This window comes from Thermincola ferriacetica, assembly GCF_001263415.1.
GTDB lineage: Bacteria > Bacillota > Thermincolia > Thermincolales > Thermincolaceae > Thermincola > Thermincola ferriacetica.
In genome coordinates this window covers 1-23,244 of record NZ_LGTE01000015.1, presented here as the reverse complement: position 1 = coordinate 23,244, position 23,244 = coordinate 1, and the positions used below count along the sequence as shown (strand labels likewise).

25 protein-coding genes, 1 rRNA gene and 1 other annotated feature are annotated in these 23,244 nt (G+C 44.1%); of the genes, 5 read left to right on the top strand and 21 right to left on the bottom strand.

Going from position 1 to position 23,244, the window contains the following annotated elements; genetic code table 11:
• Positions 1-9: 9 nt before the first annotated feature.
• Positions 10-480 carry a chemotaxis protein CheW gene (locus Tfer_RS10185; RefSeq protein WP_052218317.1) on the bottom strand — a complete coding sequence of 157 codons (471 nt, stop codon included), beginning with the start codon at positions 478-480 and terminating at the stop codon, positions 10-12.
• 214 nt (positions 481-694) lie between these two features.
• Here Tfer_RS10185 and Tfer_RS10180 point away from each other — a divergent pair, with 214 nt between their 5' ends.
• Positions 695-1,432 (top strand): ZIP family metal transporter, encoded by a 738-nt coding sequence (locus Tfer_RS10180; protein WP_052218316.1) that lies wholly within the window; start codon positions 695-697, stop codon positions 1,430-1,432.
• An 83-nt stretch (positions 1,433-1,515) separates the two neighbouring features.
• Here the strand turns inward: Tfer_RS10180 and Tfer_RS10175 are convergent, their stop codons facing one another.
• The 5 genes from Tfer_RS10175 to yabG all read right to left on the bottom strand — a co-directional run bounded on the left by Tfer_RS10175 (position 1,516) and on the right by yabG (position 5,702).
• Complete coding sequence (locus Tfer_RS10175; RefSeq protein WP_152909031.1) at positions 1,516-2,589, bottom strand: CoA protein activase; 1,074 nt, start codon at positions 2,587-2,589, stop codon at positions 1,516-1,518.
• Between the two features lie 155 nt (positions 2,590-2,744).
• Complete coding sequence (locus Tfer_RS10170; protein WP_052218314.1) at positions 2,745-2,918, bottom strand: ferredoxin family protein; 174 nt, start codon at positions 2,916-2,918, stop codon at positions 2,745-2,747.
• A 138-nt stretch (positions 2,919-3,056) separates the two neighbouring features.
• Entirely contained in the window at positions 3,057-3,728 is a 672-nt protein-coding gene (locus Tfer_RS16730; RefSeq protein ID WP_052218313.1) for a LysM peptidoglycan-binding domain-containing protein, read from the bottom strand.
• Between the two features lie 78 nt (positions 3,729-3,806).
• Positions 3,807-4,775: an NAD-dependent epimerase/dehydratase family protein gene (locus Tfer_RS10160; protein WP_052218312.1), complete on the bottom strand. Its 969-nt coding sequence runs from the start codon at positions 4,773-4,775 to the stop codon at positions 3,807-3,809.
• A 60-nt stretch (positions 4,776-4,835) separates the two neighbouring features.
• A complete protein-coding gene (gene yabG / locus Tfer_RS10155; protein WP_052218311.1) occupies positions 4,836-5,702 on the bottom strand; it encodes a sporulation peptidase YabG in 867 nt (288 codons plus the stop codon).
• 142 nt (positions 5,703-5,844) lie between these two features.
• Between yabG and Tfer_RS10150 the strand changes: the two genes are divergently transcribed.
• Positions 5,845-6,636, top strand: coding sequence for a glycosyltransferase family 2 protein (locus Tfer_RS10150; RefSeq protein WP_052218310.1), 792 nt, complete (start codon positions 5,845-5,847; stop codon positions 6,634-6,636).
• Positions 6,637-6,690: 54 nt separating this feature from the next.
• On the opposite strand, the gene rsmA is transcribed toward Tfer_RS10150, so the two are convergent.
• The 5 genes from rsmA to metG all read right to left on the bottom strand — a co-directional run bounded on the left by rsmA (position 6,691) and on the right by metG (position 12,898).
• Positions 6,691-7,566, bottom strand: a complete 876-nt coding sequence (gene rsmA, locus Tfer_RS10145; protein WP_052218309.1) for a 16S rRNA (adenine(1518)-N(6)/adenine(1519)-N(6))-dimethyltransferase RsmA — start codon at positions 7,564-7,566, stop codon at positions 6,691-6,693.
• Positions 7,567-7,703: 137 nt separating this feature from the next.
• On the bottom strand, positions 7,704-8,699 hold the full coding sequence (locus Tfer_RS10140) for a resuscitation-promoting factor (RefSeq protein WP_052218308.1): 996 nt from the start codon (positions 8,697-8,699) through the stop codon (positions 7,704-7,706).
• A 213-nt stretch (positions 8,700-8,912) separates the two neighbouring features.
• Entirely contained in the window at positions 8,913-9,872 is a 960-nt protein-coding gene (locus Tfer_RS10135; RefSeq protein ID WP_052218307.1) for a G5 and 3D domain-containing protein, read from the bottom strand.
• A gap of 260 nt (positions 9,873-10,132) precedes the next feature.
• On the bottom strand, positions 10,133-10,909 hold the full coding sequence (locus Tfer_RS10130) for a TatD family hydrolase (RefSeq protein WP_052218306.1): 777 nt from the start codon (positions 10,907-10,909) through the stop codon (positions 10,133-10,135).
• A 42-nt stretch (positions 10,910-10,951) separates the two neighbouring features.
• The gene (gene metG, locus Tfer_RS10125; protein WP_486679325.1) at positions 10,952-12,898 is read right to left on the bottom strand and encodes a methionine--tRNA ligase; all 1,947 of its coding nucleotides are present in this window, start codon (positions 12,896-12,898) and stop codon (positions 10,952-10,954) included.
• A 49-nt stretch (positions 12,899-12,947) separates the two neighbouring features.
• Positions 12,948-13,197: a binding site (T-box leader), on the bottom strand.
• A gap of 309 nt (positions 13,198-13,506) precedes the next feature.
• Here metG and Tfer_RS10120 point away from each other — a divergent pair.
• Positions 13,507-13,761: an AbrB/MazE/SpoVT family DNA-binding domain-containing protein gene (locus Tfer_RS10120; protein ID WP_052218304.1), complete on the top strand. Its 255-nt coding sequence runs from the start codon at positions 13,507-13,509 to the stop codon at positions 13,759-13,761.
• Positions 13,762-13,843: 82 nt separating this feature from the next.
• Here the strand turns inward: Tfer_RS10120 and rsmI are convergent, their stop codons facing one another.
• The 9 genes from rsmI to Tfer_RS10080 form a co-directional block, all read right to left on the bottom strand.
• Positions 13,844-14,722 carry a 16S rRNA (cytidine(1402)-2'-O)-methyltransferase gene (rsmI, locus tag Tfer_RS10115; protein ID WP_052218362.1) on the bottom strand — a complete coding sequence of 293 codons (879 nt, stop codon included), beginning with the start codon at positions 14,720-14,722 and terminating at the stop codon, positions 13,844-13,846.
• A 47-nt stretch (positions 14,723-14,769) separates the two neighbouring features.
• Entirely contained in the window at positions 14,770-15,531 is a 762-nt protein-coding gene (locus tag Tfer_RS10110) for a tRNA1(Val) (adenine(37)-N6)-methyltransferase (protein WP_052218303.1), read from the bottom strand.
• Complete coding sequence (locus tag Tfer_RS16045; RefSeq protein ID WP_013119014.1) at positions 15,503-15,856, bottom strand: initiation-control protein YabA; 354 nt, start codon at positions 15,854-15,856, stop codon at positions 15,503-15,505. Before Tfer_RS16045 ends, Tfer_RS10110 begins: the two co-directional genes overlap by 29 nt.
• A gap of 42 nt (positions 15,857-15,898) precedes the next feature.
• On the bottom strand, positions 15,899-16,813 hold the full coding sequence (locus Tfer_RS10105) for a PSP1 domain-containing protein (protein WP_052218302.1): 915 nt from the start codon (positions 16,811-16,813) through the stop codon (positions 15,899-15,901).
• A 28-nt stretch (positions 16,814-16,841) separates the two neighbouring features.
• On the bottom strand, positions 16,842-17,816 hold the full coding sequence (gene holB / locus Tfer_RS10100; RefSeq protein WP_052218301.1) for a DNA polymerase III subunit delta': 975 nt from the start codon (positions 17,814-17,816) through the stop codon (positions 16,842-16,844).
• Between the two features lie 52 nt (positions 17,817-17,868).
• Complete coding sequence (locus Tfer_RS10095) at positions 17,869-18,321, bottom strand: YaaR family protein (protein ID WP_052218300.1); 453 nt, start codon at positions 18,319-18,321, stop codon at positions 17,869-17,871.
• Entirely contained in the window at positions 18,318-18,953 is a 636-nt protein-coding gene (tmk, locus tag Tfer_RS10090) for a dTMP kinase (RefSeq protein ID WP_052218299.1), read from the bottom strand. The genes Tfer_RS10095 and tmk overlap by 4 nt, the downstream gene beginning before the upstream one ends.
• Positions 18,950-20,416 carry an aminotransferase class I/II-fold pyridoxal phosphate-dependent enzyme gene (locus Tfer_RS10085; protein WP_052218298.1) on the bottom strand — a complete coding sequence of 489 codons (1,467 nt, stop codon included), beginning with the start codon at positions 20,414-20,416 and terminating at the stop codon, positions 18,950-18,952. Before Tfer_RS10085 ends, tmk begins: the two co-directional genes overlap by 4 nt.
• A 131-nt stretch (positions 20,417-20,547) precedes the next feature.
• Complete coding sequence (locus Tfer_RS10080) at positions 20,548-20,733, bottom strand: sigma factor G inhibitor Gin (RefSeq protein WP_052218297.1); 186 nt, start codon at positions 20,731-20,733, stop codon at positions 20,548-20,550.
• Positions 20,734-20,906: 173 nt separating this feature from the next.
• Here Tfer_RS10080 and Tfer_RS10075 point away from each other — a divergent pair, with 173 nt between their 5' ends.
• Both Tfer_RS10075 and Tfer_RS10070 read left to right on the top strand, forming a co-directional pair.
• Positions 20,907-21,449 carry a lytic transglycosylase domain-containing protein gene (locus tag Tfer_RS10075; RefSeq protein ID WP_052218296.1) on the top strand — a complete coding sequence of 181 codons (543 nt, stop codon included), beginning with the start codon at positions 20,907-20,909 and terminating at the stop codon, positions 21,447-21,449.
• A 214-nt stretch (positions 21,450-21,663) separates the two neighbouring features.
• Positions 21,664-22,806, top strand: a complete 1,143-nt coding sequence (locus Tfer_RS10070) for a C45 family autoproteolytic acyltransferase/hydrolase (protein ID WP_052218295.1) — start codon at positions 21,664-21,666, stop codon at positions 22,804-22,806.
• An 89-nt stretch (positions 22,807-22,895) separates the two neighbouring features.
• Here Tfer_RS10070 and rrf read toward each other — a convergent pair.
• Positions 22,896-23,012 (bottom strand): 5S ribosomal RNA (gene rrf / locus Tfer_RS10065).
• Positions 23,013-23,244 lie beyond the last annotated feature (232 nt).

Genomic DNA, 23,244 nt, shown 5'->3' with positions numbered 1-23,244 from the left:
AGGGGTTATTTAGCTGATATTTTCAAGCACCGGATGCTCATCTTTGCTTAAAACCTTATCAATATCAAGCAAAATTACCAGTTTATCGTTCAGCTTGGCTACCCCGGCCAAATATTCCGTATCAACGTCACAAACTATCTCTGACGGTCGTTCGACCATTTCGCTGGATATCCTCAGAACTTCGGAAACACCGTCTACAATCATGCCGATGGTGTTGCCTTCAACTTCAACGACGACAATTCTGGACGCTCTGGTGATTTCTTCCTCAGGCAAGCCAAATTTTCTCCTGATGTTATAGACAGGAATAACACGCCCTCTAAGGTTAATGACCCCTTCTATGTATTCAAGTGTCCTCGGCACCTCAGTGATATTCTGCATAGTAATAATTTCCCTTACACTTTCGATGTCCAGACCGTAAGTTTCTTTTCCCAGCCGGAATACCACGTACTGCTTTTCGAAATAATTATTTTCCTCACTCATTTTGTTTCCCCCTGCTCGAAAAAAGTTGCTATATATTGTCAGTATAGGGTTAGTTCGACAAAATACGCGGAATTCCTTCATTTTATTCTGTAAAGAGGTAATTTTTTGAAAGTACTTTAAAAGGGGGAACTTGAAAAGAGGGCACGATTTGACATGTAATAATCAAGCACTTTTAAGAATAAATATTAGCAGAATTCCTGCTGGAGGGGAGTTTATGTCCTATATTTTCCTGACCAGTATAGTTGCCGGGTTGGCCACGTGCTTGGGAAGTTTCATAGTAATATGTATGGGGCGCCCTGCCGAAAAAACCTTTTCACTCCTCTTCGGATTGGCCGGCGGAATCATGCTGGCCGTGGTGGTCATGGATCTGATTCCGTCTTCCCTTGCCTACGGTTCGATAAAACAAGCCCTCACTGGCTTTAGTTTTGGAATCATGTTGATGGTTTCACTGGACATTCTGCTGGATCAAATATACCGTCCGTTAACACCTCTACCAGGTGCCGGTAAAAAGCGCCTGGTAAAAATGGGCTATTTAATTGCCATCGGCATAGCCCTACATGACCTCCCCGAAGGTTTCGCCATTGCTGCGGGATACTCGGCTAAAAATAAACTTGGTCTGGTCATTGCTACAGCTATTGGACTGCACAATATTCCGGAAGGAATGGCAACTGCCGTTCCCCTGCGTATGAGCGGCGTTTCCGGCAAAAAAATCCTGGCCATTAACTTACTGGTAAGTCTCTTCACTCCTCTGGGCACTTATATGGGACTTTTACTGGTAAACATTTCACCCGGTTTAATCGCCTCCCTGTTAAGCCTGGCAGCAGGCGCTATGACCTATATAGTTAAAAATGAAATCCTCCCTGAATCCAGGAAAAAGCACCCCAACTTTTCTACTCTGGGAGCCATGGCCGGTTTCCTATTAATCTTCGCCCTCGATTTTCTGCATGTGTAAAAAAACAACAACTGCCTGTTTATTTGCAATATACCATATAGGGGTATATCAAAATTATACATCCGAGCGCAGCAGTTCGTCAATTAGATATACATCACTTTCCTTCTCAATAACATATCGGCAAAAGCCTCCAGTCTGCTGTATAAGCCGGCTGATGCACTGTGTTCGTCCAAAACCAGGGTCAGAACAGGAATGCCCGTTTCCTGCCGTAGCTTCGGAGTAACCGACTGAGCTACAATTTCCGGCATACAGGTCATGGGCAGGATGTGGATTATACCGTCAAACCCCTGGCGGTAATACCGAATAGTATTGGCCACTGTATCAACACCGTGCCCGCCTACAAAATCAGTCAAATATGGAAAAGCATCCTTTAGCAAACTCTGTTTATGTAGGTAGGCTTTTATTTTTCCCAGGTGGTTTTTAATCCAACCCGATATAAAAATTGACCTGCATACTTCTATCCCCATACCGTTCAGGAATTCTTCAACCCGGTAATTGGCATAGGGTTCAATTAACATATATATATCGCCCACCAAACCAATTTTTAAAACAGGTTTTCGCTTCGATTCAACTGCCTGCCTGATTGCTTGCAATGTGTTTTCTTCTTCCCGGACCAGGGTTTCCCTGTCCATGGCCTTGTCTATAGCTATTAAGCCTGACCCGAATATTTTTGTTACCTGTCCTGTTTTCCGCTCCAAAGGCCTGCACCTGTGAACCACGGATTCTATCCGGTCTGCCGCACAGATTTTGGCCCAACCTAGCTTCACGGCCCTATATACCTCGGCCCAGGTTGCATTGGCAGCTACCCGCAGAGCGTCAAGCTGTTGAACTGTTTCTTCGCCCTCCAGGACGATGATGTGGCAACGGTAACCGGCATCCCTAAGTATTTCTCCCATCAGATGCCCGAAATAGCCAAAGCGACATGGTCCTTCGCCACCAAGCATAATAACCGTATCAGCCCCTTGTTCTAAACCTTCAATTACATTCCCCAAAACCAGTTTAAAAGGATAACAGGCTCCTTCGGGCGCAAACCGGGCACCAATTGACGCTGTTGCCTTGGTTACAGGCGGAGGCGGTACAACTTCAAATCTTAACCCGGCCAATGCGCATTTTACTGCTATGCCCAAATTCCCCATGTTGGGATAGGTAATTTTCACGTTCTGACCCTCCAAAACTTCTTTCTGGTTTAAAAAACTTTTCAGCAACTAAGTTTTTCCAATCAGAACTATTTTATTCCCCAATGGATCTTTAACCGCAAAATAACCTTGATAAAAAAAACCCTTCCTGTTCAGGAAGAGTCCTTCATTCAATCTTAGCGCTCGCATGAAGCGCCTACCGGGCAGTTTTCCGCACAGATCCCGCACATTGAACACTTGCTGGCATCAATAGTATAGCAAGCGCCATCCTTTTTAATGGCGCCGGCCGGACACTTCTCGGCGCAGGTTCCGCAGGCCGTGCAGATATCTTGGTTTATTGAAAAAGCCACTCTTTCACCCCCTTAACGGGATTTTATCTTCACCTAGTTTTGCCAATAAACAAAGAAATATACAAAAATAAATTACGGATGCATATACATCCGTAATTACAAACCTTTTTCCCGGTATTCCGGCGCCTTTGTTTGAAACTAGCCCTTTGCCCCGGGGATTCCCAGCGGAATACAGATAGTCTGCCCAATCTGCAGGTTTAGCGGGTTCACATCGGGGTTGGCCGCTTCAATAGCCTCCACAGTAGTATTATACTTTCTGGCCAGTTTCCAATAGGTATCGCCACGTCGAATTATATGGATAACGCTGTTTTCCGGGCAAGGCCCAGGTTCTTCAGGAAATTCGGGGAATTCAGGGCATTCCGGTTCTTTTGGTAGTTCCGGACATTCAGGTTCTTCGGGTAATTCCGGGCACTCGGGTTCTTCAGGCCATTCCGGAAAATCAGGGAATCCCGGCCAGCCAGGAAAACCTGTTGCTTCACCTTCCGCATCAGGAGCCTCTGCATCGGAGTCTTCCTTTTTGGGTTCCTCTTCTTCAGCTATTTCTCCTGCAGAATTTTGATCCGGGAAAACTTCTGTTTTTGAAGCCTCTTCATCAGTGGGTAAATCAAGCGACTCATGCACCGGCGGCTCAAGCAATTCTTCTATGTTTGTCGGCTCGTTTAATTCAGGGTTCTGCTCTTGTAACTCCTCGTCATCTAAGGGGATTTTCTTTTCGACGAGGCTGTCAAGGGTATCCTTTTTTACAGGCTTGGTTTTTTTCTTTTGCGGAACGTATTTAAAAAAGATAAAGCGGTTTTTGTCCTGTGACATGGAAACTTCCCCTCCCTTCTTTAAAAATAATTCCTTATATATATATATAAAGAAGCCCTAAATATGTACTAACTTTTTTCATATTCCCAGATTCATAACCTGTCTGTGCCAGTTAATAGTCCTCTTCAACCCTACATCAAGAGGAGTTGAAGCCGACCAGTTTAATAATTCACAGGCTTTCGAAATATCTAGAAGATAACCGGGATAGTCTCCTTTTACCGGCGGAAGTTTAATGATTTCTGACTTTGCGCCACTCAAATCAATGATGTTCCTGGCTAGTTCTTCTATACTAATCACTTTCCCTGAGGCTATGTTTATTACCTGGCCGCATACTTTTTTGCGGGCCTTAATAATACCGGTTATAGCCTTGGCAACATCCCCGGCGTAAATGAAATCCCTCGTCTGCCCCCCACACCCATAGATAATCAGCGGGTCATCCCGGAGAGCTCTGCAGATAAAATTGCCTACAACGGACGTATAGCCTACAAGATTCTGGTTTTCACCATATACCTTGCTCAGCCTGATAACAGCTAAAGGGTAATTATACCAATTAAAAAAGACGGAGCAATAGTTCTCGCCTGCTAATTTAGTAGCCGCAAATATATTCATGGCAGTTGGAGCAGAGCTTTCGGAAACGGGTTCTTTTACAGGTTTACCGTATATTTCAGCGGCAGAAGCAAAAATGAAGAAGGGGTTTTTTTTGGTATGAAACAGCTTTTGCAGTAATTTCATAGTACCGTAATCGTTATTCACAAAATATTCATCAGGCGTTTCCATCGCTTCCCGCGCGCTGTTATAAGCAGCCAAGTGCACAACTACATCAACATCGAGGTTGTTAATTTCTCTGACCGAAAGGTCCTGGTACTTCTTAACAATCAGTTCAAATTTACCTTGCCACTGTTCCCCAATCACAAATTCTTCTTTCCTGGGAAAACCGCGGGATAAATTGTCGATTCCATATACCTTAGATATCTCCTTGTCTCTTACTAATTCGTCTACCAGATGGGTACCACAAAGCCCCGCTGCTCCTGTCACCAAAACACGCATTAAAAACACCCCCGCAGGTATTTAAATAACATGATTACACCAACCTTCCCCACTTTTCTTTCAATAAGGTGATTTAGGGAACCCCCATCTGTGTTTCCCACGGGTTTCAATACCCCCCAGGCCATTTATCCCGGTTAAAGTATTATCTATAACGTCATTTATGGAAACAGTCTGTGATGCCGATGTAAAACATATTTTCTCAACAATAAAAACCGGGTCAAAAGCATGGATAAAAACCCGTTTGGGTGAACTGGCAAAGTTTGCTCCGGCCCTTAACAAAGCTTCGTAATGGGACTGGCAAGCTCCGGCCACAATGATCAGGTCGTCCTTATTAGGCCTGAATTTTCGGGCCAATTTCACAGCCTCGACAAAGTACTTGGAATTACGATAACTGTTTAAACTCCGAAAATCTTTTTTCTCCTTTATAAAACCGTCATGGCCCGTTAACACCAATACATCAGGTTGGTACTCCTGGAGCAGTCCGACTATTTTTTTCGGCTGTTCCTGCTCGGGGACATGTGCTCCTTTTGCTTCCAATCCCAGTTGGCTGTACATTGCTTCACAAAGTCTCAGGTAATCTTCATTCCCATCTACATGCAAGACCTTCCCGGGGATCTCAAAAAAATTGGCTTTGTCTGCTTCAGCGGTTCTTAATAAATGCGGACGTAAAGACGATCGTTTTTTATAAATGCGGCTTAATAGTTCATTATTACGAAGAATAAATTTTTTTCTGTACTCCTTTAACTGGGAACGGGTTACTTTTTGTAAATCTGTTACCGGGCAATCAGCGCAAAGCCGTACATCCAGACCTTTCAGCAATACCCGGTCATTTCCGTTTCTGCCGGGTAAAAAATCCACTATTTGAAAATAAAGGTCACAATTATAAGATTTTCTGGTGACAATATCCCCTTTTTTGAAATCAGGCACCTTCCTTCCCCTCCAGCCTTTTCCCGGTCTTTTACATAGTATGCATTGAGATGTTTTTGCGTGATTCCCCAAGTAGCACCAAATATTTTTGCTCATATAATAAATTAGCAGCAATGCGTTTATCATTTCAGGAGGGAGTAATTTGATAGCAGCCGTAGTACCCGTAAAAAACGAAGGAACCAGTTTGGCCAAAGTACTGGAAACCTTATCTTGTTCCAACGTAGATATAATAATTCCGGTCTTAAACGGTTGTAGTGATGAATCTATGGCCATAACAAAAAAAAATTACAAAAAAAAAATAACGCCCATAGTGTTCGGCCAGCCTTTAGGCATTGATATTCCCCGCGCCGTCGGGGCCAAACAGGCGCTGGATATGCATGCGTCGGTAGTAGTCTTTATGGACGGAGACATGCGGGGGCCCATCTTAAATCAAATAAACATGCTAATTGAAGGTATTCGTTCCAGGGGCCTGGATATGGCCTTGACGGACTGCTATCAAAACTATTTCAACTCTGACCCCTTGGCACAATTAGTACTTTATTTTAGGAAAGAGCTAAACATGGCTCTAGGGCTGTTCCCCGAAATAGGTGTCGCCTGTCCTTCACACGGTCCTCATGCTGTATCATGCAAACTTCTTCGGGAGATACCCTTAAAAGAACTGGCCATCCCTCCCGTTTCTCTTGCTTTAGCCGGTAAAGCGGAGTTGCATATTGGGGTTGCTGCTTCTATCCCCCATTGTCTTTTAGGTTCAAATTTACGCAGCCAGAAACATGTCACTAGAGTTGCGGAAACCATTATCGGCGATTGTATAGAAGCGCTGGAAGCATATAACGGGCAACCGAGAACCAGAACTTATAAAGGGCAGGTATTTTTGGGGTACCACCCAAACCGCGATTTTAAAGCATTGGCAAATTTTTTGGACCCCAAAAAATAAAACTGCTCTGACAGGATTAATGCTACTTGTCAGAGCGGCTTTGTTTTTGATTTACTAAGACATATTGCTGAAAATGTTGCTCAGCGCTGCAAATTCCTGTAAAGTCAGGGTTTCTCCCCGTCGTTCCGGGTTAATGCCCACTTGCGTCAGGGCTTTTTTTATGACCTCTTTGTCGCAGCCCAATCCCCCGCGTAACGAATTTAACAAGGTTTTTCGGCGCTGGCCGAATGCAGCCCTGATAATTCGAAACAGCAATTCTTCATCCTTCACTTCCACCGGCGGCCGGCTTAAGCGCTTTAATTTGATAACCGCAGAATCCACTTCCGGTTTCGGTATAAATACTGTACGCGGGACCCTCATCACCAGCGCCGGTTCCGTGTAATATCTTACGGCCAGACTGAGGGCGCCGTAATCTTTACTGCCTGGCTGAGCAGCAATCCGTTCCGCTACTTCTTTTTGAATCATTACGACAATCTCGGATATGTTAAATTTATTTTCCATCAGGTACATAAGAACAGGAGTGGTGATGTAATATGGCAAATTAGCCACTACCTTATATGGTCCTTCAGCCAGGTCATGTTCCTTTCTGAAATCCCCAACTACCTTATCCAAATTGACCTTCAGAATATCGTTTTGAATTATGGTGACATTAGCATAAGCTCTTAGATTTTCTTCCAGAATGCCGATTAAATCCTTGTCCAATTCAACAGCAATAACATGACCGGCGTAATGGGCAAGTTGTTCCGTCAAAGTCCCTATGCCGGGGCCGATTTCCACAACTAAATCCGATTTTTTCAGGTCAGCTATCTTACATATGTTAGTTACTACGTTCCGGTCAATTAAAAAATTCTGTCCAAGGGCTTTTTTGAAGCGAAAGCCATATTTCTCAATTATGTTTTTTACTACAACCGGAGATGCAAGAGATCCCAAATGCCCAGCGCCTCCTTCTATTATTTAACCCCGCCGGCGTAAAAGGCTGACGCGACCCGGTAACCGTAATTGTAAATAACAGGGCAACTTTTTGCAATTTTTAAGAAAAAAGGGATAGGGTTAACCCCTTTCCCCCTTCACTCTATTATATAAACCTTTGTGTTTCTGCGCCCCCATCTGTCAGCCTGGGCCTCAGTGGCAAAGAACAGGTCAATTTTATTTCCCTTTATGGCGCTTCCCACATCCAGAGCAGTAGCGTATCCGTAGCCTTCGATATAAAGTTTGGTTCCCAAAGGAATTACCTCCGGGTCAACGGCTGCTACCCCCGGGCGCGGCGGAATACCACTGGCTGTATTGTGCCCTGTATAAGTATAACCGGTTGCATTCATTACCATTACCCGGGAAAACCTGATCGAGCCTCCCCGCGAAACGGTTTTTTCCCTCAATGTTCCAAAAGCCACTATTTTATTAACCGGTTCTTTGACAACCTTTTCGCCGACAACCTCTCTCTTTACTTCCTTTCCGTTTTCCAGCGTAACTTTGACTGTTCGCTGGGCAACGCCGTTTTTACCCTCTCTTACGACATGAGTAATGCCTCTATAAAGCCTGTTGTCAGGTTGCCGTTCCGTCTTAAAAGCAATAGTCCGATTCTCAAAAACAGTTTTTTCTGTCACACGGGTAATCCTGATGATGTCCCCGTTGGTTAATTCATCATCTAATTGCGGTTCAACTTTATCCAACGGGTTAATTTTGATTTCCGCATCCCTAAGAATTTCTTTTACTGTGCGCAGCGGTGTACGTACCTTGGTCGTTTGTCCGTCGGCAATCACGTTAACGTCAATTGCCCTGGTCACGGTAATTTTCATTCCCTCATGAAGCCTGGTTTTTAAGCCTGGCTCAACCAGGTCCCTGTCATAAAGTTTAATTCCTGCCTTAGCCAATGCATCATTAACAGTTCCGCCAAAAACTGTAACTTCATATGATTTCCTGTCATCAACTATTTTAATTTCCTTGTTTTGTTGTGCGATTACTCCCAATATCAGACCAGCCAATACAACGACCCCGAGCCCAATAATGACCAGCTTGCTGCGAAAAAAACCTGCAGTTTCTCTCGGGGGGGTGTATGCTTGCATCAGATCACTCCCTATTAGCTTTTTGAAACGATTTTTTTGTGGCGAAAGATATGTGCATCTATTTTAACCCATCTCAGGGAATATTGTCAACGCGAATTGATTTTTGAATTCTTTGTCTTAATTAAATGTTCAATACCGCCACTACAAATTCCTGCTGAAAAACAAAAGCAAATTGTCCAAAATTCCGACAAATACCAGAATATACGTTGAATTTTATCCTAAAATGGTCACTTTTATACATCTTCTGCCCCATTTCAGAGCTTCTGCCCTTGTTTCAAAAAATACATCCAGTTTTCTTCCTTTGATAGCACCCCCGGTATCAGCAGCCACAGCATAACCATAACCGGGAATAAACATCTTCGTTCCAAAAGGGATTACCCGCGGGTCGACAGCCACCACGCCTATCCGGGGCTTTATGCCGGTGGCAGTACGGAAACCGGTATGCGTATATGCAGTGGAAGAAAAAAGCAGAATACCCTTGGGCACCGACCGGTTAAAACCGATAAAAGTCACCCCTCTGGACAGCCGGACAAAAGGCATTCCTTCCTGGACAATCTCCTGTCTGGGAGCTACCGCTACTTCAGAAGCAGTTTTTTTGTTTTGAATTTTTTTACCATTCTGCCATACAATAAAGTAATAATCATTCCTGACGCCTGTCCGGCCCTTCTGTACTAACCTCTTTTGACCCGGCAGTAAATAAGGAGTTTTTTTGACCAATACCCGGTAGGGTATCCTTATTTCCCGGCACTCCTCCGCTATTTTATAATATACCAGATTAATCCTTGTATCTTTATTTATTTTACTGTCAAGTTTTCGGTCAACAAAAAGATATCTGCCCGGTTTTTTTAAGGCCGCCCTGTCGTCCGTCACCACCCAACCCGCTTTATTGGCCAATCTGTATATACCCAGGCAGCGCAAGACTTCTTTTGTCATCATATTATCTACTCGCGCGCCGGCCCGAAAATGCCATCCAATTATTGTAACCCTGTGCAGACTCTTTACAGCGGTAACAGTTACCAACACCACAGTAATAATCAGCAATAAATAAGCTACAAGTACCTGGTTCCTGTTAATCACATGCCGCAACCCCAATTCCGCCCGGTCTTTTTTACTTGTCGTAATGTATTCGGGCAGAAGCGCCTCGGGATGAAAGGACCTGACATCTGCCGACAACGAGCGCACCCCCCATAATTTAATGGCCATGTTTAGTTAATTTTTATGACAAGCTGGGCCAAAAAATTACAGGAACTGCAAGAAAGGGGACCTGTTCCAAAAAGGCTTGTTGACAAAGCTGCATAATGAATAAAGGGGAGGTTAAAGACATCCAGATGTGCGCAATAAAAAACCCTAACAATTATTGATTACATCAAAAAAAATTTGGTCCCAAGGTAATACCACCTATACGGACCAACGTAAAAATTTTCGATGCCCACTTAAACAGTCCCGTTCATCTTACTAAATAACCGCAGGGTATTTTCCGCCGCCGCATGGGCCAGCTCTTCCACCGGTATATTGCGCAGCTGCGCGATTCTTTCGGCCACATAATAAACATAAGCTGATTCATTTCGCTTACCCCTATGCGGTTCCGGTGTCAGGTACGGAGCATCCGTTTCCACCAAGATGCGGTGAAGAGGCACTTTTGCGGCCACTTCCCGCAGCTTATTGGCATTATTGAAGGTGACCGGGCCGGCAAAGGATATGTAATATCCCATATTAATACATTCCCTGGCCATATCCCAGCTCCCGGAAAAACAGTGCAGCACCCCGGCTACCCGGCCCTCATACTCCTTTAAAATAGCCACAGTATCCCCATGGGCCTCCCGATCATGAACTATAATAGGCAACCCCACTTCAATAGCCAGTTCAATCTGTTCCCTGAACCTTTCCTGCTGCAGTTCCCTTGGCGACAAGTCACGGTAATAATCCAGCCCAATTTCGCCTATGGCCACAACCTTGGGATGGATAACCAGGTCCTTAAGCCGGTCCAGAATATCCTGCGGAGCTTCTTTTACATCATGGGGATGCACGCCAACGGCGGCAAAAATAAATTCGTATTCTTCCGCCAGTTGGATAGACCGTTTTGAGGAAGGCAGGTCATAGCCTACATTAACAATATGGGTGACTCCCCGTTCTTTCGCCCGCATCAACATCTCGTGGCGGTCCTGCTCATATTTGCTATCATCCAGGTGAGCATGTGCGTCAATAAGCATCCTGTTACCTCCAAAACTTATATAACCTTCATCCCACCGGGCTTATTTAACCTTCGCGCCACTGGGCACTTCTTTTCCCGGGTCAATGGTAAGCACACCAAGGTTCCCGTCATGGGATGCCGCCAGCAGCATACCTTCGGACAAAATTCCTCTCAATTTGGCAGGCTTGAGATTTGCCACCACCACTATCTTTTTGCCTATCAGTTCATCGGGGCTGTAATGTTGGGCTATACCGGCAACTATAGTACGGCGCTCCTCGCCCAAAGCCACCTCCAGCTTAATTAACTTGTCAGCCTTTTCCACTTTTTCTGCCTTAACTATTTCCGCCAGACGCAAATCAATTCTGGCAAACTCTTCAATGGTAATATACTGTTTTTCCCCGGCAGGCTCCTCCTTGGTTGCAGCCTGTATAGCAGTGTTATCCTTTTCCTCCACAGCTTCCCGCTCCTTTTTTACCTCAATTCTGGGGAACAGGGCTTCCCCCCGCTTCACATTAATATTGGAAGGGAACCGCCCCCAATTCTGGACAGATTCCCACGTGGTACATTCCTCTTTTCCGCTAAGCCCACATTGAACCCAAACCTTGTCCGGAAGCCTGGTCATAAAAGGGGATACGAGGACAGTGACTATCCGGATTACTTCCAACAGGTTATATAAAACCGTACCCAATCTGGGCCGCTTCGCCTCATCCTTGGCCAGAATCCAGGGAGCCGTTTCATCAATATACTTGTTGGCACGGCCAATTAATTTCCATATACTGGCCAGAGCATTGCTTAATTCTAATTTTTCCATTTGGTTACGGTAATCTTCTACAGTAACCATGGCCAATTGCCGTAAATCTTCGTCTATTTCTTCTTTTGCCGTGGGCGCCTGCACCATACCGCTAAAATACTTCTCCACCATGGCAATGGTCCTGGAAATCAAGTTCCCCAGGTCATTGGCCAAGTCGGAATTTATCCTTTGTATTAAAGCTTCTTCGGCATAGTACCCGTCCGAACCAAAAGGAAGTTCTCTCAGCAAATAATACCGGATAGCGTCAACCCCATATTTGTCTATGAGAACAAGAGGGTCGATAACATTCCCCTTTGACTTGGACATTTTGCCGCCTTCCAGGAGTAGCCAGCCATGGCCCATAACCTTTTTCGGCAAAGGCTCGCCGATAGCCATCAATAATATCGGCCATATAATCGTATGAAAACGTACAATATCCTTTCCTACCAAGTGGACATCGGCAGGCCAGTACTTTTTGTAAAGCTCGTCGTTTTCGGTGCCGTATCCAAGGGCGGAAATATAGTTAGTGAGAGCATCAACCCAAACATAAACCACATGTTTAGGGTCGAAGGGAACCTTAATGCCCCAGTCAAAAGTAGTCCTTGATACACAAAGGTCTTCCAGCCCCTGTTTGATAAAGTTAACCATTTCGTTGCGCCGCGAAACAGGCTGAATAAAATCAGGGTTTTCTTCAATATACCGGAGAAGTCGGTCAGCATATTTGGACATTCTGAAGAAATAACTTTCCTCCCTGACCCTTTCTACCGGGCGCCCACAATCAGGGCAGTTTCCTTCCTCAGCCTGCCGCTCCGTCCAAAATGTTTCACAGGGAGTGCAGTATAAACCCTCGTACTCTGATTTGTAAATATCTCCCTGTTCATAAAGGCGGGTAAATATTTTCTGTACCACTTCCTTGTGCCGCGGTTCTGTTGTCCTGATAAAATCATCATAATGAACATCCAAGTGGTGCCAGAGGTTTTTAAACCCGGCCACAATTCTGTCCACATAATCAATCGGCTCAACTCCGCGGGCTTTTGCGGTACGCTCAATTTTTTGGCCATGCTCGTCACTTCCGGTAAGAAAGCGCACGTCATAACCCGTCATCCGTTTATACCGGGCAATAGTATCGGCAGCCACCGTGGTATAGGCATGGCCAATATGCAAGTTATCACTGGGATAATAGATCGGCGTTGTGATATAAAAGGTCTTTTTCATCAACTCTACTCCTCTCCAAAAGATTTTCAAAAATAAAACCTCCCGCCCAACATAATGGGACGAGAGGAACACCTTCGTGGTACCACCCAATTTTACTTTTACTTAAAGTAAAAGCCTCTACCAGGTACAGTCATACCCGAAGCTGCATAACGGAGCTTACCCGTAACGGCCTACTTTTAAATAAATTTCAGCCTTCGGTTCTGGGACCATGTTCAAAATGGGTTCTTTGGCAGGGCTCGCACCTTCCCCCCACTCTCTGGGCAAATACTACCAAATCTACTCTTTCCCGTCATAACCTTTAGTCCATATTAGGTTTTTCTACCTGGTGATTGCCGAAAAATAATTATAAATAGATAATAATCAACAATGTACCTTTTGTCAAGTTTACCCTGAAAAACCAACCAATATTCCCTGTAATAATTTTTCGTTTTTACAGTTATGAGACTAATTTTTTTGCCAAACTTGCAGGATTTTAACAATTAGCACAGAATTCATTTTATTGGAACCTGTTTACAGTTATACTGAAATAAAAAAGGGTTGACTTTTAATGGCATGGTTGGTATCATTTAGTTATAAGAAATTTGTCGAATTATGCGGAAGGGGAGAAGATAGTGAAATCCACAGGAATTGTACGAAAAGTAGATGAGCTCGGTCGGGTTGTTATTCCTATTGAACTCCGGCGGACTTTAGGCATCGATGAAAAAGATGCTTTAGAAATTTACGTTGACAGCGAAAAAATTATCCTGAAAAAATACGAACCGGCCTGCATATTCTGTGGCAATGCCGACAACGTGCAGCATTTCAAAGGCAAAAACGTTTGCCGCGAATGTGTAATTTCCATGGCCAAAGCAGCAGATACATTTTAATATGCCACACCTCAAAAAGAAAGACTGTGTCTTTCTTTTTTAGTGCATAAAAAAATATCTCAGCCCACTACCAACTTTATTGCTATTCATGCTTTATTATTTCATTATAGACCTCCCGCTTAGGTTTACCCATTTTATTTGCTACCTCTTTTATTGCCTCTTTTTTAGATAAACCCTGCTTCATTAAAACTTGAACCTGTTCAATCAGTGTTCGGCCTTCCCATACCGGAAGGTCATCTTTTTTTTGTTTGCGTTCAGCTCCTTCAATTACCAGGCAAAGTTCCCCTTTAATTTCCTTGTCGGCAAGCCGGGCTGTAATTTCGGAAATACTGCCGCGTAAAAACTCTTCATGAACTTTGGTCAGTTCCCTGGCCAGTACCATTTTCCTATTGCCCAAAAACCGGTTTAATTCCTCCAGGGTCGTTTGCAACCGGTGGGGCGCCTCGTACAAAATGATAGTGCGTTCTTCGTCAGCCAGTTGTTGTAAGATTTGCCTGCGCTTTTTCTTCTCTTTAGGTAAAAAGCCTTCAAATACATAACGACCGGTATCAAGTCCAGACGCCACTAATGCGGTAATACCCGCAGAAGCCCCCGGTACAGGAACCACTTTAATTCCTTTATCCAAAGCCATTTTTACAATAACCTGCCCGGGATCTGAAATACCCGGCATACCTGCGTCACTTACCAATGCAATATTTTTACCTGCCAATAATTCCTGAATCAACTTGGACCCTTTAACCTTTTCGTTATGTTCGTGGTAACTGGTTAATGGAGTTTTTATGACATAATGGTTAAGCAACTTAATGGTCCTCCGCGTGTCTTCAGCCGCAATTAAATCACATTCCTTCAAAAGCCTTAAAACCCGTAGGGTTATATCTTCCAGGTTGCCTAGCGGGGTTGGGCAAAGATAAAGAACACCCGTATGCGGGGTTAACTTACTGTTTTTATTGTTTTCGGCCATGTTTTCACCCACCGAAATCTCCGCTCCTATCTATCTAAGCTTTTTTCCTACCGACCCGGGTAATATATTTCCATCAGCTCTTTTGTATAATTCCCCTGTTCATCATAAACTAATAAAGGTTCCAGCGCTTCCAAACCCGGCATGGCCCCCTTAATGGCCTCAATCAACAAAATATTAGGTTTTTTCCCCAGTGCCGGGTAAACAAGCTGCAGCCTTTTCGGTTCCAACCCATACCGCTTCATGGTAAATATGATATCGACCATCCTTTCGGGACGGTGAACCATGGCCAGCCGGCCATTGGAATTTAACAGCCGAGCCCCTTCCCTCAGTACGTCCTCCATGCTGCAGCATAATTCGTGGCGCGCCAGGGCAATTTCTTTGTTGAGATTGATTTTTCCTTGTCCGGCAGGCAAATAAGGGGGATTAGCAGTAACAAGGTCAAACTTGCCCAGGCCAAGCTCCGCCGAGGCATTTCTTATATCGCCTTCCCGTATGGTTATCAACCCCTGCAGCCCGTTGCCCGTAACACTGCGAACCGCTCTGTCCACCGCTTCTGCCTGGATGTCTATGCCAATAATATGGTCCACCTGCTGCCGGGTAGTAAGTAGAATAGGTATTACGCCACTGCCTGTCCCCAAATCAACTATTAAATCGCCTTTTTTCACAGAAGCAAAGTTAGCTAATAACACAGCATCAATTGAAAAACAAAAAGAACCTGGACGTTGAATAATTTTTAAATCATTGCGTACCAGGTCATCAAGCCGCTCTCCGGGTTTCAGATTAAAGCCGGTTTTCCTTAACTTGGACATCTCGCTGAATCCCCTTTTTCAGAAAGCCCATACAGAAAAGGCAGTCGCTGTTGTTTCTGGATTGTCCGAAATGCAGGTGGCAAATGTGAAAACCTTCATTATAAAGCCTGGCCAGGTTTTCCAACCCTTCTTTGGGCGCCTGAACGTTCCCTTTTCCACTACGCCCTTCTTTGGTATAAAACTGGTACACCTCCGATATTTCCTTCCGTAGCTTTTCGTTTTCATCTTCTAATGCATAGGCACGCATTTTAAGGTTTTGGAGCTCTTTAACCAACTCAGAAATTTTTTCTTCAAATTCTATAATTAGATTGGTTAATTGCTTCAACAGCTTTCCCTCCACAAAATGTCGTTTCCGGTTATTCGGTATCTATTCAAGCTCGCTGAAAAGTTTCTCCCTTTCGTTGAAATCCACGTCCTCAATCCTGTCTTTTTCAGGTTCCGGATTTCTGTTTTTTCGACAGCACCTATCGGCACCTTTGGGACAAAGTACTTTAATCTGGTCCATGGTCAGGTCAATTTGCTGCTTACTTTCTTTTAATTCCACCGTTACAGCCTTTTTCAGGATGTTAATACCCACGATCTTGCCTTCGCCTACGGATGTTTCCACGATAGTCCCCACTTCAGGGTAGAGCTTTCTTTCTTCTTCATAAGCTTCATTTTCGTATTTAAGGCAGCACATTAACCGCCCGCATATCCCTGAAATCTTAGTAGGGTTCAAAGACAAGTTTTGGTCCTTGGCCATACGTATAGATACGGGCTGAAATTCACCCAAAAAAGTAGCACAACAAAGACCACGTCCACACGAACCCAACCCGCCTAACATTTTGGCTTCGTCACGCACACCGATTTGCCTGAGTTCAATCCGGGTTCTGAAAATAGCCGCCAGATCTTTAACCAGTTCCCTGAAATCAATGCGTCCGTCAGCAGTAAAATAAAAAATGATCTTGTTCGCGTCAAAAGTATATTCCACATCCACCAACTTCATCGGCAACCCGTGTTCCTTAATCTTTTCAAGACAAATTGCAAAAGCTTTTGTTTCCTTACTTTTGTTAATTTCAATCTGCTTCAAATCGACATCAGTGGCTTTCCTGATAACCTTTTTCAGGGGCGCCACAATTTCCGATTCTTCAACTTTTTTGTTGCTTATCACCACGTAACCTGCTTCTATGCCTCTTGTCGTCTCGACAATGACTACATCGTCCTTTTCAAACTCCAGGCCACCGGGGTCAAAATAATATATTTTTCCCGCCGGCTTGAAGCGAATTCCTACTACGTCTATCATTCTTCGGCAACCTCCCATACTTCTATTATTACGCGCTTTTGGAAAGTTTAAGCAGCAATGTTTCCAGGCTGAGTTTTAAATTAACATTGGACTGAATGTTTCTTCTGGTTTTCATTATGTCGTTTAAATCCTTGCCGATCTTATTAATATCTAACCCCAGAGCCTGTTTTTTTATCTCATCCAAGAAATCCAAATTTATCAACAGACGTGTTTCTCTTGTTTTTGCCCATACCAGTAAGTCCCTATACCAGGTAGCCAGTAAATCCAAATCTTCCTTTACCGCATCTTTGTCCTTTTCCATGTCTTCTGCTATTCTGAGGGCTGTTATCACATCACCCCGTTGAATCTGAGCCGCTTTTGCAACAACGGTTTCCCGTCGGTCCGGCTCTTTCGGGGAAATCAGGTTCAGCGCCTTTCCAGGCGCTCCATCGCTTAAGGCACTTATTACCCGCGCCCGTTCGGAATCAAGCCCCTGTTTAATAAGCCAATCCGCAAGAACAGAGGGCGGAACAGGCCGGAGATTCAGCCTCTGGCACCTTGATAAAACGGTAGGCAGTAACATGTACGGATTCTCCGCTGTCAATAAAAAAACAGTGTTTTCGTTAGGTTCCTCCAATACTTTAAGCAAACAATTGGCCGACTCTACAGTCATAGCCTCCGCATTTTTAATCAGATAAACCCTGCCTATCCCCTCGTAAGGCTTATATTGGCAGGATTTTTGTATGTTTCTTATCTGCTCTATTTTTATTGCATTCCCTATAGGTTCTATGATGTGAAAATCAGGGTAATTTCCTTCCTGTAGCCTTTTGCAATTACTGCATTGGTCACAAGGAATGCTCTCTTCCCGTTCACAAAAAAAGGCCTGCGCAAAAGTTCTGGCTATAGTTTCCTTCCCAAGCCCCCGCGGCCCTGTTAATAAATAAGCATGGGCAACTTTCTTGTTGTTTAAAGCATTGATTAATGTTTTGATAACTGTTTCATGGCCAACAATTTGCTGCCACATCGTATATTCACCCTACAAACAAAGATTTCCTCAGATACGGTATTTGGTGAGGTTAAGAGTATATGTCAAGAAGTAATCCTTTAATTTCGTCAAGTTTGTGCAATATGGCCATATTGTCCTTCTGTTCTTCCATAAACATACGGGTTAGTGCTTCCAATTCTTTGTCAACACTTTCTACAATAGAATAAATTTTGTGCCTCCCTCTCCGGTCCCACCCCATTTCTTCCCGTAACTTATACATTTTCTGCACAGCTTCCTGAAGAAATTTTTTCACCAAAGATTTATATTTAACCAACTCTTTAATATTATAACCATCCGTCAGTTTCTTGGCCTGTTCATTAATATCTTTCAGCAACGCATCAAGTCTTTCCTGGATTATATTTGCCTGGATGTGGCCCAATTCTTCCGCAAATTTTGGTCGGAAAGCGGAGTCGGCGATTCTCCCACCCTTTGACGCCTTACTTATGTCATTTATAGAAGGTTTGGGATATTCTCTTATCTTCATGAAAACACCCCGCTTATACAAGCCATAACTTTTTCAAAAACTTTGTCTTCATCCATGCCGGCAGCAATAATCTTGTACCGACCCGGGTCCTGCAGGGCAATACTTAAAAACCCTTCCCGCACCCGTTGGTGAAATTCCACTGTTTCCATTTCTATCCGGTCCTCTGTCTCGCCGGCCACCGCCAAACGTTTATTCCTGATTCTGTTTAAACCAACCTGCGGGTCAAGGTCTAAAATAATAGTTAAGTCAGGTTTTAAACTACCGATAGCCAAGGAATTCACTATGTTTAATAAATTAAGATTGATACCCCGGCCGTAACCCTGATAGGCCAGGGTAGAATCGGCAAAACGGTCACACAGAACCACTTTTCCGGCCTGTAATGCCGGTAAAATCAGTTCCTCTACGTGCTGGGCTCTGGCAGCAGCATATAATAACGCCTCGGTTCGGTGCGACATCCGGTTTTGCGGGTCCAGCAAAATACTTCTTATGCTTTCGCCTATCTCGGTGCCACCTGGTTCCCTTGTTAAAATTACTTCGTAACCCTTTTCCTGCAGGGCCTGCGCAGCTCTTTTCATCTGGCTGGTTTTCCCAGCCCCGTCAGGCCCTTCAAAGGTAATAAATTTCCCTGTCATAAGACTGTAATCCTCCTTAGGCTATCAACAACCTGTATATATAAAAGTTTGGGGTCACGGGAACCCTGAACACCTATTTCCATCGCCCGAATCTCTTTTATCTGGTTAATTATTTCATCATTTATTTTTTCCCCCGGACATAACAACGGAATGCCTGGCGGATATGGAGCAACAATTTCCGCACTGATACATCCCCGCGCTTCCTCCACGGGAACTGCCCTTTTTACCGAAAACCATGCCTCTCTGGGGGTAAGTTCACATTCCGGCAGTGTAGACACCCTAAACAAAGCCGTAGCTCGCTTCGGGGCAGCTTGTCTTTTATCCATGCTTAAACCGGCAAGACTGTTCAAGCCATCTACAACCCTTTGGCAATCTTCCTTCGTATTCCCAAAGGTAATGAGCAGAAGTATATTGAACAGATCGGCCAATTCTACCTGAACATTAAAGTTTTCCCTTAAATACTCCGCAGCCGCAAAACCTGTAGCCCCCAATTCCTTTACGGATATTAGCAGCTTACAGGGGTCGTCTGTTGGAGCGCACCTTATTCCTCCTATAGTCTCTATCTTCTGTTTTAAGCTTAAAGCCATATCAATGGTTTCTTCCAGCAGTTTCTCCCCGTTAACCGCCATCTGCATTCTTGCGGTATCAAGGGAAGCCAGTATCAGATAAGAAGGACTGGTTGTCTGAAGTATGGTAAGCTGTTCAAAAACTGCCTCCGGCTTAATCAGGCTCTCCCTCCCCACGTGAAGCATGGACCCCTGGTTTAAGGCGGTAAGCATTTTATGGGTGCTTTGAATGGCAATATCAGCGCCCAGATCCATCGCCGAAGCCGGAAGCATATTGTGAAAATGAAAATGCGGTCCATGGGCTTCGTCAATAATTACAGGCACGCCAAGCCGGTGGGCATTTTCAATTATGGGGCTTAATTCGGCAGAAAAACCATGATATGTAGGATTAATACAGAAAACCGCTTTGATATGCTTGCCTGTATCCAAAAGTTCCAGAAATTTGCGCGGCGCCGGATGCAGAGGAACACCAAAATTCCTTTCCAATTCTGCCGGAACCCATACTGGCCTGGCCCCACTAAGGATCAACCCTGCCAAAGCAGACCTGTGGGCATTTCGTGGTAAAACAATGGCGTCTCCCTCTTTACAGCAGGCCATTATAGCAGCCTGGATGCCGCAGGATGTACCATTGACAGAGAAAAATGTTTGTCCGGCGCCAAAGGCAGCCGCTGCTAATTCCTGGGCCTCTTTTATGCACTCCTGAGGAGCATGCAAATCATCCAGCCCAGGTAGTTCAGTGAGGTCTATTTTGTAAAACCCGCGACCGGTAATTGACGCCAGGCGCCTATCAATACCTTCTCCACTTTTATGTCCTGGCATATGAAATGAAGAATACCTGGCTTTCCGGTAAAATTCCAAAGCGCCGACAATAGGAACATCTTTTTGGTTTAAATCCAACGGCCATCCCCCATACAAACATAACTTGTCTATCATTTAATTTTAACACATTATAATGAAAACTACCATACGCACCTGAATATTGGCAAAAACAGAAAAACCGGGGCCTTCTTTTCCACCCGGTTTACTCGTTAGTTATAAATAATCCTTTTTATTCTCTCCTTAAAAAAATCATAGTTTCGGTTGGCCATTGTTAAATTAACAATGGCCTTTTCACATTCATAGCATATATGTTTACCCAGAATGGTCAAGGTTGCTGTTTCGGGTATGTCAATAACCTTTCCGCAAATAAAGCAGTTGTATCCAGGCCGATACACTCTTTCACCTCCTGCTCGGTTCCTTGACTTCTCCAGTCTGGACAGATTCATTATAAAATATGCATTCCATGGTTCGGTGGTGCTTTACAACATTTTAAAAAAATATTATTATTAAAATGTAGGTTTTGGCAATTTCGGTTTTAATTCCTAATATTCGTTGGGGAGGAATTTGTGTGTGGAATTTACTGGAACTGCTTTTTTTCCTTAGGTTTGGCGAAGTCCGTAGCCAGTTAAACGGCTGGTTTAATAATACCTTATATAGTAAAAATATTAATTCAGCAAATAACTACCAGGATACTTTTATACAGCAAAGTTCCCGCGCAACTCCAGCAGATTTTGAACAATTGATTCTGCAGGCAGCCGAAAAATATGGCGTTTCTCCAGGTTTAATCAAATCCGTAATTAAAACTGAATCTAATTTTAACCCCAATGCTCGCTCTGCTGCAGGAGCTCAGGGATTAATGCAGTTAATGCCTAAAACTGCCCAATCGCTCGGTGTCATAGACCCATATGATCCGAAACAAAATATTGACGGCGGGACAAAGTACCTAAGAAAGATGCTGGATATGTTTAACGGTGATGTTAAACTGGCCCTGGCGGCCTATAATGCCGGCCCGGGCAATGTCCGTAAATACGGTGGAATTCCTCCGTTTAAAGAAACTCAAAATTACGTGGAAAAGGTAATAAAAAACAGCAATCTGGACTATCTGGCTTGAAAAAAGGCCGCCACATGGCGGCCTTTTTTCGCTTCAAGGTGAATTATCGTTTCACCGCATGGTCCGTACAATCTCAATGGTCAAAACGCTAAAAGTAGTTGTTATTGAATTTTTGACACCAAAAAGAAGGATTTTGTCAAATATTGTGTAAATATAAAATTTAATATTAAATTCCAAAAGCTTCCGCAGTTTCTCAAAGGGGGACACCAGTTAAATGGCAGTTCGTTTTCTTGATTGTGTAGGCTCTCATTACATGATTGGTATTCAACAGGGACGCATAGCTAAACCTGCCATCCAGTCTGCCTGGGAAGCCTTTCAGAACTCCCAACAACTGGATATGATTCGCAAATCCAAACTTGCACCCAAAGCCTTATACATTATTCACTGCCAGCAAAAAGCTGAAAATATCCTTAAAAAAATTATGAAGGATATGCTTCCCGAACAGGCAGAAAGGATCAAGGGCTTAGCTGAAGGTGCAGATGTACCTGATAAAATCATTTATCTACTGCAAGCTCTTGAAATGGAGTTAATGCCAAAAGTAAATATGTATGTTCTCGGTTCCGGTACATTGGTTGGTCTAAAACCGGAACACACTGACATAGACGAACCTGTTCTTCTGAAAAATCTCGATTATTCTCTCCCCTTTGAGGATATGCTTCTGGTCAGAAGGTGTAAGCCCCTTGCCGGCTGCCAAACAATCGAGGTTACTTCAGCTTTCCTCTCCGGCAGCCACGGCGGTCTGAACGAACATGGATTAGCTATTCTGCATACTAACGCCTATCCAACTGATAGTATCAGTTTAAAAAGCATTCCCATTACCTTATTAATTCAAGAAGCCCTGGAAACCTGCCATAGCACGGAAGAAGCCATAAGGCTCATAAGTAAATACAGCCTGGACAGCGGGGCCAACCTATTAATATGTGATGCTTCAGGTGATATGCGGGTTCTGGAAACCTCCCGGCAGCATACCGCTTCCCGGTTCCCCGAGAAGGGTTATATTGTCGCCACAAACCACTATCTCACACCGGAAATGGCACAATATATGATTCCACTAGACGCAGTTTTTACGAATAAGTCTCTGCCCAGGCTACAAGGCGTACCTGTTTATGAATCAAGCAAGGCCAGGTACAACCGGGCAGTAGAACTGCTAAACAAAGGGCCAATTGACACGAGTAACCTTACAGAAATTTTAGCCAACCATAGTGGTGCCCCAAGCGACAACTCCATTTGCCGTCACGGACCCGTATTATCAACAATGGCCTCTGTGGCTATCTTCCCAAAACGAGGGATGGTAAAAGTTCTGGTAGGAAAGCCCTGTGAAAAAGAATTCGAGCAGTTTACCCTGCGAAAAATATAAAATACCTCTTCGCAGTGCCGATGGTTTGTAAGTACTATCAAAGCAAAAGAAAAGCACTTGGTTTTAAGCCAAGTGCTTTTCATATAAAGATCCGGCAACGACCTACTCTCCCAGGCGGTCCCCCGCCAAGTACCATCGGCGCTGAGAGGCTTAACTGCCGTGTTCGGGATGGGAACGGGTGTGTCCCTCTCGCTATTGTCACCGGAAAATTATTTCAGTTATTAGTTGACAGTTATTAGTTTACAGTTATTAGTTTACAGTTATCAGTTCACAGTTATTAGTTCACAGTTATTAGTTCACAGTTATTAGTTTACAGTCAACTGTTAACTGCCAACTGTCAACTGTTAACTGTCAACTGTTAACTGTCAACTGCCAACTGTCAACTATCAACTGTTCTCTCAAAACTGGACAGAGTAGAGCAGAAACCTGAGGTTTTCA

Bases quoted from the DNA above. Each gene is read 5' to 3' on its own strand.
- Tfer_RS10185 (WP_052218317.1), bottom strand. From the start codon at position 480: ATGAGTGAGGAAAATAATTATTTCGAAAAGCAGTACGTGGTATTCCGG.
- Tfer_RS10180 (WP_052218316.1), top strand. From the start codon at position 695: ATGTCCTATATTTTCCTGACCAGTATAGTTGCCGGGTTGGCCACGTGC.
- Tfer_RS16730 (WP_052218313.1), bottom strand. From the start codon at position 3,728: ATGTCACAGGACAAAAACCGCTTTATCTTTTTTAAATACGTTCCGCAA.
- Tfer_RS10160 (WP_052218312.1), bottom strand. From the start codon at position 4,775: ATGCGTGTTTTGGTGACAGGAGCAGCGGGGCTTTGTGGTACCCATCTG.
- Tfer_RS10140 (WP_052218308.1), bottom strand. From the start codon at position 8,699: ATGCAAGCATACACCCCCCCGAGAGAAACTGCAGGTTTTTTTCGCAGC.
- Tfer_RS10130 (WP_052218306.1), bottom strand. From the start codon at position 10,909: ATGCTTATTGACGCACATGCTCACCTGGATGATAGCAAATATGAGCAG.
- rsmI (WP_052218362.1), bottom strand. From the start codon at position 14,722: ATGGCCGAAAACAATAAAAACAGTAAGTTAACCCCGCATACGGGTGTT.
- Tfer_RS10110 (WP_052218303.1), bottom strand. From the start codon at position 15,531: ATGTCCAAGTTAAGGAAAACCGGCTTTAATCTGAAACCCGGAGAGCGG.
- Tfer_RS10105 (WP_052218302.1), bottom strand. From the start codon at position 16,813: ATGATAGACGTAGTAGGAATTCGCTTCAAGCCGGCGGGAAAAATATAT.
- holB (WP_052218301.1), bottom strand. From the start codon at position 17,816: ATGTGGCAGCAAATTGTTGGCCATGAAACAGTTATCAAAACATTAATC.
- Tfer_RS10095 (WP_052218300.1), bottom strand. From the start codon at position 18,321: ATGAAGATAAGAGAATATCCCAAACCTTCTATAAATGACATAAGTAAG.
- tmk (WP_052218299.1), bottom strand. From the start codon at position 18,953: ATGACAGGGAAATTTATTACCTTTGAAGGGCCTGACGGGGCTGGGAAA.
- Tfer_RS10070 (WP_052218295.1), top strand. From the start codon at position 21,664: ATGGCAGTTCGTTTTCTTGATTGTGTAGGCTCTCATTACATGATTGGT.